This is a genomic window from Micromonospora arida (assembly GCF_003857035.1).
Classification (GTDB): domain Bacteria; phylum Actinomycetota; class Actinomycetes; order Mycobacteriales; family Micromonosporaceae; genus Micromonospora; species Micromonospora arida.
In genome coordinates, this window is sequence record NZ_QGSY01000217.1 from 37,404 (window position 1) to 49,020 (window position 11,617).

Genomic DNA, 11,617 nt, shown 5'->3' on the forward strand with positions numbered 1-11,617 from the left:
CGCCCTCTCCTCTGGCCACGGTTCCCGCGACCGTCCCTTGGGGCGTGGTCCGTCGGTCAGCCCAGGCGGGCGGTCACCGCGGCAACCACCTGCTCCTGTTCCGGCACGAGATAGAAGTGGTCACCGGGGAACGTCGCCAACTCGAAGCCGCCGGTAGTCAACTCCCCCCAGGCCCGCACCGTCGACGTGGTGCACGTCGGGTCCTCGGTCCCCAGGTAGGCGGCGATCGGGGCTCGGACCTTCGCCGGTTCGCGCGGCAGGTGGCGGTAGAGCATCCGCAGGTCCCCCCGGAGCGAGGGCATGATCAGCTCGCGGAGCTTCGGTGACCGCAGCAGCACCGGATCGACCTCACCCAGGGCGCCGATCCGGCCGAGCAGATATTCGTCGTCGGCGAGATCCGGGTCGAGTTCGACCCGGGAGATGTGCGGCGCGCCGTGTCCCGAGACGAAGAGCACGCTCGGCGTGAACCCGTAGCGGGACTCCAGGACCAGGGTGACCTCGTACGCCACCGACGCGCCCATGCTGTGGCCGAAGAACGCGATCGGCCGGTCCAGGTACGGCACGAGCACGTCACTGATCCGTTCGGCGAGCACGTCCATCTGATCCACGCAGGGCTCCAGCAGCCGGTCCTGCCGACCCGGGTAGCAGACCGCCAGCAGATCGGTGGCGCCGTCAAGCAGGCCCGCCCACGGTTGGAACACGTTGGCGTTCCCACCGGCGTGCGGGAAGCAGACCAGGCGCAGGTCGGACCGCTCAGCTCGGCGGAAGGTCCGCAGCCACCGGCCACGCACCCCGGCCCCTGTCATCTCCACGTTTCTCCTCCCGCCGACCGATGCCCGGTCAGTCCGACATCGCCACGAGGATGCGGCGGCTCCCGGTGTAGGGGCGCCGACCGTGCGCCACCAGCACGTTGTCGATCAACAGCAGGTCACCGACGCGCCAGTCCACGTCGATCGCCGCCTCCAGCCCCCGGTCGCGGATCTGGAACACGTACTCGTCGGGGATCGGGCTGCCATCGGCGAAGGTGACCGACTGGGGCAGTTCGTCCTGCGTCATCACCTGGGTCATCACCCGAGCGACCTCGTCGTCCAGAGCGGCCGGGTGCCACTGGTCGCTCTGGTTGAACCACACCTCCACCCCCGTTACGGGGTGCCGGGTGGTGGCCGGGCGGACCTGGCTCACCCGCAGCCCGTCGGCGGTCCACGTCCAGGTCGCCCCGGCGCCGTCGAGGAACGCCTCGACCTCCGCCTGGTCCTCGGTCTCGAAGGTCTGCTGCCAGCTCTTGCCCAGCCCCAGTCCGTCGTGCAGGTTCTGCTGGTAGCACACCCCGCCCGCGAAGGCGGCGCGGACCTCCGGGTCGAGGGACTCCAGCCAGAGGTTGGCGTCGACGACCGGGGTGGCGCCGCCGGTCGGCGCGGCGAGCTGGCAGTAGAACAGCAGGCGGGCTGGCCAGTGCGCCGCGTACGACAGTTCGTTGTGCATGGAGATGGTGTACGGCGCTGGGTACTCGGTCGAGGTGTAGACGTTGCGGCCAACCTTGGTGCGGGGCGAATTGCCATGCACGTAGGCGAGCCGGTTGGGCAGCACCATGTCCATCACCGGGTCCAGCGCGCCCGGCTCGACGCCGAAGCCCCGGAACACCAGCGCCTTCTCGGTGGTGAGTAACGCCGTCAGGTCCAGCTCCCGCAGATGGCCGATCAGCCCGTCAACGGTGGCCGCGCATCCGGCGCTGCTGGCTGTGATCTCGTGCGGCTGCCACATGCCGTGCTCGCTCATCGGTCGGTCTCCTCCACGCCAGGGTCGGTCCTGTGCCGGGCAGCCTGACGTGGGCGGCCATATTTCCTCGATATCGTCGCCGGGCTCAGCCATGCGGGTCGCGACCGGCTGCCGTCGCCGCCAGCTCGGCGTCGGCCCGCTCGGCGTCGGCCCGCTCGGCAGCCGCCTCGGCCCGTTCCGCCTGCGCGGCGGTACGGGTGCCGAAAGCCAGCACCGCGAACACCGCGATCACCACCATCGTCGCGCCCACGACGGCCAACGCCACCTCGATGCGTACGGCGTCCAGCAGGAAGCCCGCGAGCAGCGCGCCGATCGAGTTGGCACCGGAGGAGAGCAGCGTGAAGATCGAGCCGGCCCGGCCCCGCAGCTCGTCGGGTGTCGTCCTCAGCAGATACAGCACCCCGGCCACGTTGCCGATCCCGGCACCGTAGTTGATCAGCGCCAGGAGGACACTGACCGCAACCAGCCCGGGTGCCACGACCAGCAGCGGCATCAGCACCGCCCACGCCAGGTGGATGCCGATCATCATCCGGCGGATGCCCCACCGGCGCAGGAAGGCGTTGCTGGTCATCGCGCCCGCCATGCCGAAGACGCTGTTGACCGCCAACAGCAGACCGACCGTCGCGGGCGTGCCGTCCCGGTCCTTGACCAGCACCACCAGACCGAGGCCGAGGATCTGGAAGAGAATGTTGCTGGCCGCGAAGAGGCACAGCGCCCGACGCAGGTAGAGCTTGCCCCAGATGAAGGCGACACCTTCCCTGATCTGGGCGATCAGCCCGCCTGCCGAGCCGTCCGACGACCGGGGCGCCCGTAGGTCCCGCCGGACGAACAGCAGGGTCACCAGCGACACCAGGTGCACGGCGGTGGCGAACAGGAACGGCGCGAAGCGGGCCACGGCGTAGAGCACGGTGCCGGTCGGCTGGCCCAGGATGCTGGCGGCATTGGCCCGCGACTCGTTGGCCGCCAGCGCCGCGCCCAGTTGGTCGCGGGGCACCACGGCACACACCGCGGCTCGTTCCGCCAGCGCGTAGCAGATGCCGAGGGTGGCCTCCAGGAACGCGACCACCATCAGGTGCGGCAACCGCACCGCGTCGAGCAGCACCACCGCCGCCACGCTGCCGGCTCCGAGAACGCGGCCGGCGGTGCAGACCAACATCGTCGTACGCCGGTTCCACCTGTCGACGAGCGCGCCAGCCGGCAGCTGGGCGACGAGGTTCGGCAGCAGCGCGGCGAAGGTGACGAGGCTGGCCGCGGTGGCCGAACCGGTCGACCAGTAGACCAGCAGGGTGTAGCCGATGGAGGTGGCCCGGGCACCGAGCGCGGAGAGCCCCGATCCGGTCCAGAGCAACAGGAAGTCCCGGTTGCGGGTGAGCCTCGCCGCGCGGTGGGCGGGTCTGCCCGGCGGCTCGGTGACCGTCACCGCGTCGTCCCACCCGCGTGCGATCGGCACCACTCCAGCACCGCCATCGCGCTGTAGAGCTTGTTCTCCGCCTGACCGAACGCGATGCTCGCCGGCCCGTCGAGCACCTCCGAGGTCACCTCCTCGCCGCGATGCGCCGGCAGGTCGTGCAGGAACACCGCGTTCGGGCTGTGCCGCCAGAGTTCCTGTTCGACCCGGAACGGGGCGAAGACCTGTCGCCAGTCCGGGTCCGGCTTCACGGTGCCGGTGGTCTGCCAGCGGGTGGTGTAGATGGCGTCGAGATCGCCCGGCAGGTCTGACATGTGGCACCGCTCGACGATGCTCGCCCCACTGATCTCGGCCTGCCGGGTGGCGTCGGCCAGGATCTGGGCGGGCAGGCCGTAACCGGGCGGGGTGCGCAGTTCCAGTTCAACGCCCGGAAACCGGGTGAGCGCCAGGGCGAGGGCGGTGGCCGTGTTGTTGGCCTCCCCCAGGTAGAGCAGGCGCAACCCCTCGATCCGGCCGAACTGCCGCAGCAACGTGGTCAGGTCTGTCAGCGCCTGGGTGGGGTGCTCCTCGGCGCTCATCGCGTTGATCACCGTCATCCGATTCTGGGCAGACCAGGCCCGCAACTCGGCCGGGTCACCGGCGGTGCGGGCGACCAGCACGTCGAGCATGCCGGACAGCACCCGGCCGGTGTCGGCGCTGGTCTCCCCGGTGTTGGTCTGCAGGTCCTGCGGGCCGTACTGGATCACGCCGGCGCCGAGCCGCAGTGCGGCGCTGGTGAAGGCGGTCCGGGTACGCGTCGAGGTCTTGAGGAAGTAGACCCCGGCGACCTGCCCGGCGAGCGGGTTCCCGCACTCCCCGGCGGCGAACGCGGCGCCCCGGGCGACGATCGAGTAGAGGTCCGCATCGGTCAGGTCACGGATCGACACCAGGTGCCGCACCTGCTGGACGGTGGGGTCGGTGACCGTCGCGGAGACGCTCGGAAAGGTCCTCATCACATGTCCTCCGTCCGTGCGGTGTTCGACATCAGCAGCGACATGACCTCGTCCCCTGCCTCGCCGTTGGTCAGCAGCACCAGCCCGGCCCCGTCCGGAACCCGACCGGTGACCAGCGCCCGGTAGCCGGCGATGTGGCCCCGGTGGGTGAACTCCACGTGCGTTCCGGCGCTCCCCTCGATGCGGTCCACCATGCAGCCGAGCCCGAAGACGCCGCCCGGGCCCGCGGTCAGTTGTGCCCTCACCGTTTCCAGGCTGAGCAGGGCCGGATCACCCCGGTAGGCGGTCTGGATCTCACTGGTCAGCGCGGCCAGGTCGGTAGCGGTGGTCCAGAGGCCGGCTGCCGCCAGGTCCGCACGCACCTCCCAACCGTGTGGGTGTGGCTCGCCCCGTTCGTCGTGCCCGGCTGCCACCGGCCGGCCGGACGTCTCCGGGAAGCTCTGGTCGAAGCTGCTGCCGGTCATCCCCAGTGGTGCGAAGACCAGCTCGGCCATCAGGTCGGCGAAGGGTGTCGCGGTGACGTCCTCCATGAGCTGCTGGATCACCACGAAGTGGCTGTTGCGCTCCACGGCGACCGGGTCGGGCGCGTCGAGCGCCCGCACCGGTTCGGTGAGCACGCCACGGCCGAGCAGCAGGTCCGACAGCGGCGGTACCGGGCCTCCGCGCGGATGTCCGCTGCTGCCCGTCGACGTCAGGCCGGCGACGTGGCCGAGCAGTTGCCGCAGGGTCACCGGCCGGTCGGCGGGCAACTGCCACGCCTTGAGGTACGCGTTGACGTCCGCGTCGAGCCGGAGTGCTCCCCTGTCGACCAGAGCCAGCGCACCCACCGCCGCGACCAGCTTGCTGACCGATCCCACCTGGAAGATGGTCGCCGGGGTCACCGGGGCGCCACCGCCCGCCGCGCAGTGCCCGACAGCAAGGACCTGCACCAACTCGCCGTCCGCGAGCACGGCCAGCGACGCGCCGGGAACCCGCGCCTCGGCGAGCAGCGGAGCGACCCGGGGCAACGGCGCGATCCGGGGCAGCGCCACGGCTCGCGCCGCACCGGCCGCCGGGGCCGCGACGGCCACGGTGAGCGCGGCGGCGAGGTCCGCCAGCGGTTGGTCCATCATCGCCTGTTGCAGGGTGAGCGGGAGGCCGGCCTGCCGGGCCGCGGTGACCACGGGCACCACCAGCAGTGAATGCCCGCCCAGGGCGAAGAACCGGTCCTGACGACCGACCCTGGGCACGTCCAGCACCTCGGCCCAGATCCCGGCGAGGATCGTCTCGGCCGGACCCTGCGGCGCGGCGATCTCCGCCTCCGTCCGCAGTGGCACCGCCGGCAACGCCCGCAGGTCCACCTTGCCGTTGGGATTGAGCGCGATGGCGTCGACCGGCACGAAGGCCGCCGGGACCAGGGCCGCGGGCAGCCGCCGGGCGCAGTGCCCGGCCAGGTCGTCGGCACCACCCACGTGGTACGCGATCAGCTGGTTGCCCCCGCCCGGAGCCGGGCGCGCCACCACCGCCGCGTCGCGTACGGCGGAGTGTTCGAGGAGCACCGCGCGGATCTCGCCCGGCTCGACCCGGTGCCCACGGATCTTCACCTGGTCGTCGACCCGGCCGAGCAGGTCGAGTTGCCCGTCCGGCAACCAACGGCCGCGGTCACCGGTGCGGTACAGCCGGGAGCCCGCCGGCCCGTACGGGTCGGGCACGAACCGGGCGGCCGTGTGTTCGGGCCGTCCGGCGTACCCCCGAGCCAGTTGCGGTCCACCGAGGTAGACCTCGCCGACCGCGCCGACAGGCACCGGATTCAGCCGAGCGTCCAGCACGTAGGTACGCATCCCGCCGAGCGGCCGGCCGACCGGCGCGACCTGGCCGGTGAGCGCGCCGGTCACCGGGTAACGGCTGACGGCGACCGTCGCCTCGGTCGGTCCGTACTCGTTGAGCAGCACGGTCCGTGGTGCGAGTTTCTGCCATCGCGCGCAGGTCCGCGCGGTGAGCGCCTCGCCGCCCAGCACCAGCACCGGGGTCAGCGCGGCTGCCTGCTCGCTCGACAACTGCCCGGCGAGCAGGTCCAGATGACTCGGGGTCAGCTTGACGAAGCTGAACGGCCCCGCCGCTGCCAGCCGCGGGCCGAGTTCGTCCAGCCCGGCGTCGGTCGGCATCAGCCACAGCCGCTGCCCGGCGACCAGCGGCGCCCAGATGGTGGTCACCACCATGTCGAAGGCGACCGACGAGAACAGTGCCGCGCCACCCCGCCGGTCGGCGACGAGCTCGTCCACCGCCCAGTTCAGGTAGCCGGCCAGGCTGCGGTGGCTGACCTGCACACCGTGGGGCCGTCCCGTCGACCCCGACGTGAAGATCACGTACGCGAGCTGGTCCGGGTCGGTGCGGCCGGGCGGCTGGTCGTCGGGGCGGGCCGCGATCGGCCCCGCGTCGACGTCCAGCAGCACCCGGTCGACGCCGGTGAACCGGTCGACGTAGGCGGTGCTGGTGACCACGACGGTGGCCCCGGCCTGGGTGAGCATGGACGCGATCCGCGCTGCCGGGTACGACGGGTCGATCGGCAGGTACGCCCCGCCCGCCCGCCAGATGCCCAGCAGGGTCGTGACGAGGTCGGCACCCCGGTCGAGCAGCACTCCCACCACCCGCTCCGGCCCGACGCCCCGCTCCCGCAGGTGCCAGCCGAGGCGGTTCGCCGCCGCGTCGAGGCCGGCGTAGCTCAGCTCGCCGACCGCCTCGGTGTCGCCCGCGATGGCGGCCCTGTCCCGCACCAGGTCGGGCACCATGCCGGGCTCCGGCGCGTTGCCGTCGGTCGCCTCGACCCAGCCCACCAGCACGTTGTGCCGTTCCGCCTCGGCCAGCCGGGCCGCGCGGGCGTCGCCGTCCGGGTCCGCCACCATCGCGTCGAGCACGAGCCGGTACATCGCGGCCAACCGCTCGACCTCGGCCCGCTCCAGGTGGTCGCTGTCGCTGCTCAGCTCCAGGTGCCCGGCGACCGCCGAGACGGCCAGGGCGAACTCCGAGCTGGCGGCGGCGTACCGGGGGCCCGCCTCGACGTGCTCACCGACCACCTCGTTGAAGTCGAGGTAGCTGAAGTAGACGTCGAGCAGGCGGGTGCCGGAAACCGCCGGTCGGATCGCCGGCGCGGGGTAGCGCCGGTGCGGCCACATTTCGACCTCCGTGGCGTGCACCCGGCGGACCAGTTCGGTCCAGGTGGCGCAGTCGCGCTCGTACGGGAACGGCAGCGTGTTCAGCGACATGGCGTACACCCGCTCGCTGCCCGGCATGTCCGGCCGGGTGTGGCAGACCAGGCCGCTGTAGAACCGGGGCTCGTCGGTGAGCTGGCCGAGCACCGTCAGGTGCGCGGCGTGCAGCACCGCCTTGAGCGAGACGCGCGCGCTGGAGGCCAGCGCGCGAAGCCCTGGTTCCAGGTCGCGGAACGGCACCCGGACGGTGTGGGCGGTACGCGTCGGCGGCGGCGACGTGGGCAGCCAGCCGGTGGGGAAGGTGAACTTCACGCACCGCTCCATCAGGTCCTGCCAGTACCGTCGGTCCACCGGAGACTCCAGGGCGCGACGTTCCCCTGCGATGAAGTCGGCGAACCGCACCTCCGGCAGGGGCTCCGGTTCAGGCCCGACACCGACGCGCATCGAGCGGTAGCGGTCGAGGATCTCCGCGACCAGCGCGTGCAGGCTCCAGCCCTCGACGACCACGTGGCAGATCGTCAGCACCAACCGCCAACTCCGGTCGGTCTCCCGGCAGACGGCGAACCGCAGCAGCGGCGCCCGCTCGACGTCGAACGGCGACGCGTACTCCACGGCGACGAGGCGGCGCAGCTCGGCCTCCCGGTCCTCCTCGGACAACCCGCGCAGGTCGTGCGACACGACCGGCACCCGCACGGCGGGATGCACCAGCTGCATCGGCACCGAGTAGCCGGTCGGGTCCACCGAGGAGCGCAGAACCTCGTGCCGGTTCACCACGAGGTTCACCGCCTCGCGCAGCGTCGCCAGGTCCTGCGGGTCGTCCTCGCGGACGAGGAAGGACGTCACGTTGTGGTAGTGGTTCCATCCGTTGTCGGCCAGCATCTCCAGCAGCATGCCGAGCTGCACCTGGGACAGCGGGTACGCGTCGGTGAGGCCGTCCGGAAGCAAGGCCCGGTCCGGCGCGGACACCAGCTCGAACGGCTCCACCGGGCGGTCGACGTGCACCGGTCCGGTGCGGTCGACCAGCGCGGCGCACAGCCGGGAAACGGTTTGCAGGTCCATCACGTCCGCGACCGAGACGTCGAAGCCGGCCGTCCGCAGCGTGCTGGCCAGCACCAGCGCCTTGATCGAGTGGCCACCCAGCTCGAAGAAGCCGTCCTCGACGCCCACCGCCGGCAGACCCAGCACCTGCGCCCAGATCCCGGCGACCCGTTCCTCCAACGCGGTACGCGGACCGACCATGGCCCGCCCGTCGCCGGGATCGCCGTCCTGCGGCGCGGGCAGCGCGCGCCGGTCGAGCTTGCCGCTGTTGTTGCGGGGCAGCTGGTCCAGCGTCACGAAGGCCGACGGAATCATGTAGTCCGGCAGCGTGCGGGCCAGCGCCGCGCGCAGCTCGCCCGTGCTCGGCCGCTGCCCGGACGCTCCGGCCAGGTATCCGACCAGTCGTGGATCGCCGGCGGTGTCCTCGCGAAGGACGACCGCCGCCTCGGCGACCGCCGGCAGCGCGGCCAGCGCCGACTCCACCTCGCCCAACTCGATCCGGTAGCCGCGAAGCTTGACCTGGTCGTCGAGCCGTCCGAGGAACTCCACGCTGCCGTCGGGTAGGCGGATCCCCAGGTCGCCGGTGCGGTACATCCGGCTGCCGGCGGGGCCGTAGGGGTCGGGCAGGAACCGCTGGGCGGTCAGCGCCGGTTGGTTCAGATAGCCCAGGGCCACGCCGTGTCCGGCCAGGTGGATCTCGCCGGGCACACCGAGCGGCGTCGGGTGCCCCTGCTGGTCGAGTACGTACATGCGCAGACCGGCCAGCGGACGCCCGATCCGGCTGCCCACCCCGGCAGCGAGGTCGGCGCGGGTGACCCGGTGATAGCTGGAGTAGACAGTGGTCTCGGTGATCCCGTACATGTTGACGAGGGCGATCCGGGCCAGTCCGAGCCGATCGACCCACGGGGCGAGGTCGGCGAAGTCCAGCCGCTCGCCGGCCAGGACGACCGCGCGCAGCACCAGTCGCCGCAGCCGCTGGTCACCGTCGGCGGCCAGCCGAACCAGTCCCCGGAAGGCCGTGGGGGTCTGGGCCAACAGAGTCACCTCCTGCTCCACCAGCAGGTCGAGCAGATCCTCCGGCACCCGGGCCACCGCCGGCGGCACCACCACCAGTCGGCTGCCATGCAGCAGCGCACCCCACAACTCCCACACCGAGACGTCAAAGGCGTACGAGTGGAACAGCGCGACCACGTCGGTCTCGTCGGTGGCGTAGTGCTCCTGCGCGCTGTCGAGCAGCCTCAGCACGTTGGCGTGGCTGACGCAGACACCCTTCGGGCGGCCGGTCGAGCCGGACGTGTAGATGACGTAGAGCGGGTCGTCGGCGTCGTTCACCGGGGCCGGGTCGGTCTCCGGGTGGCCGGTCAGGTCGGTGCGGTCGAGCAGCACCAGATGCCCGTCGTAACCGGCGAGCGCGTCGACGTGGGCACCCGTGGCGACCACCGTCCCGGCGGCTGCGTCGGCGAGCAGGTACGCGATGCGCTCGGCCGGCTGGGTCGGGTCCAGCGGCAGGTAGGCGGCACCGGCCTTGAGCACGCCGAGCAGGGCGGGCACCAGGTCCGCACCTCGATCCAGGCAGACACCGACCACCGCGCCCCTGCCCACACCGACGGCCCGCAGGTGCCCGGCGAGCCGGTTGGCCTGTGCGTCTACCTGCGCGTACGTCAGTCGGGTCGGGCCGGCGACCACCGCTACCGCGTCGGGTGCGGCGGCCACCCGAGCCTGGAACAGCTCGACCACCGTGCCGGTCACCGGCTCCTCGACGCCGGTGTCGACCACGCCCAGCAGCCGCTCCCGCTCGCCACCGGGCAGGTGGACAGCCTGCGCGTCACCGGCCGGGTCGGCGACCATCGCCGCCAGCACAGCCCGGTACATGCCGGCCAGCCGCTCCAGATTTGCTCGGGAGAGCACGTCGCTGCGGCTGGATAGCTGGTAGTTGCCCCGGTGCGCGAAGACCGACAGCTCGAACTCGGTGGCGCCGTCGCCGGCGCTGCCGACGACGACCGGCTCGGTGCCGGTCATGGTCGCCGACTGCCCGGCGCGGGAGAAGTCCTGGTAGTTGAAGAGCACCCGCAGCAGCCGCTGACCGCTGCCACGCTGGATCTCCGCCAGCGGGAGCCGCCGGTGGGGCCAGAGGTCGACCTCCTGGTCGAAGACCGCCGTCACCAGGTCGCGCCACGTCCGGGCGGTGCGCTCGTAGCCGAACGGCAAAGTGTTGAGATACATGCCCTGCACCCGGTCGGCCCCGAGCACCTCGGGCCGGGCGTCGCAGACCAGCCCGGCGTGGAAGCTCTGCTCGGTGGTGAGTTGGCTGAGCACCTTCAGGTGCGCCGCGTGCAGCGCCGCCTTGACCGAGACGCCGGCCCCGGAGGCGAACCGTGCGACGGCCTCGTCCAGGTCGGTGACGTCGACGGTCGTCGAGATGGCCGTCGGATCGCCCGGCTCACCCCAGCCCGCGGGGAGCACGAACGGGTTGCGCCCGTCGACCACCGTGCGCCAGTAGTCCCGGTCCTCGTCGGACGCCAGCGCGGACAGCTCGGCGGCGATGAAGTCGGCGTACCGCACCACCGGCTGTTCGGTCTCGGTGGGGCTCCGCCCGTCGGCCAGGTCGGCGTAGACGGCCAGCAGTTCGGCGAGCAGTTGCGCGCTGCTCCAGCCCTCGGTGACCGCGTGGCAGATGGTGAAACTCAGCCACCAACTCGCGTCGCCGTCCTGGTGCGCGGCGACGCGCAGCAGTGGCGCGACAGCCAGGTCGAAGGGGGTGGCCCGCTCGGTCGCGACGAACTCCTCGAAGAGTCGCACCTGCTCATCGGCCGGCACGTCGCGACCGTCCACCACGGTCACCTGCGGGGTCACCTCGGCGTGGACGAGCTGCATCGGCACCGAGTAGCCGGTCAGGTCGAACGATGTGCGCAGGATCTCGTGCCGGGCGACGACCGTCGCGACGGCGGCCCGCAGCGCGTCGGCCGAGAGCGGTCGCCCGTCGCGGACCTGGTGGGCGATGACGCTGTGGTAGGCCGCCCGGGCTCCGCTGGTGGCCAGCTCGACGAGCATGCCGAGTTGGGTCTGCGCGGCGGGGTAGGCGTCGGTCAGGCCGTCCGGCAGAGCAGCCCGGTCCGCGTCGGACAGCAACGCGAACGGCGCCACCGGCTCCCACTCGTCAACGCCCTCGCCGAAACTGGCCGCGAGCCCACGCACGGTCCGGTAAGCGAAAACAT

At 72.1% G+C, this 11,617-nt stretch carries 5 protein-coding genes; all 5 read right to left on the reverse strand.

Annotated features, from left to right (window positions below; all coding sequences use genetic code 11):
- Positions 1-56 precede the first annotated feature (56 nt).
- The 5 genes from DLJ58_RS21100 to DLJ58_RS21120 all read right to left on the reverse strand — a co-directional run bounded on the left by DLJ58_RS21100 (position 57) and on the right by DLJ58_RS21120 (position 11,597).
- Positions 57-806 (reverse strand): thioesterase II family protein, encoded by a 750-nt coding sequence (locus DLJ58_RS21100; protein WP_244219063.1) that lies wholly within the window; start codon positions 804-806, stop codon positions 57-59.
- A gap of 34 nt (positions 807-840) precedes the next feature.
- On the reverse strand, positions 841-1,776 hold the full coding sequence (locus tag DLJ58_RS21105) for a TauD/TfdA family dioxygenase (protein ID WP_124858745.1): 936 nt from the start codon (positions 1,774-1,776) through the stop codon (positions 841-843).
- A gap of 85 nt (positions 1,777-1,861) precedes the next feature.
- On the reverse strand, positions 1,862-3,226 hold the full coding sequence (locus DLJ58_RS21110) for an MFS transporter (protein WP_244219062.1): 1,365 nt from the start codon (positions 3,224-3,226) through the stop codon (positions 1,862-1,864).
- The gene (locus tag DLJ58_RS21115; protein ID WP_124858746.1) at positions 3,193-4,176 is read right to left on the reverse strand and encodes an ornithine carbamoyltransferase; all 984 of its coding nucleotides are present in this window, start codon (positions 4,174-4,176) and stop codon (positions 3,193-3,195) included. Before DLJ58_RS21115 ends, DLJ58_RS21110 begins: the two co-directional genes overlap by 34 nt.
- Complete coding sequence (locus DLJ58_RS21120; protein ID WP_208741250.1) at positions 4,176-11,597, reverse strand: non-ribosomal peptide synthetase; 7,422 nt, start codon at positions 11,595-11,597, stop codon at positions 4,176-4,178. The genes DLJ58_RS21115 and DLJ58_RS21120 overlap by 1 nt, the downstream gene beginning before the upstream one ends.
- Between the last annotated feature and the right edge of the window lie 20 nt (positions 11,598-11,617).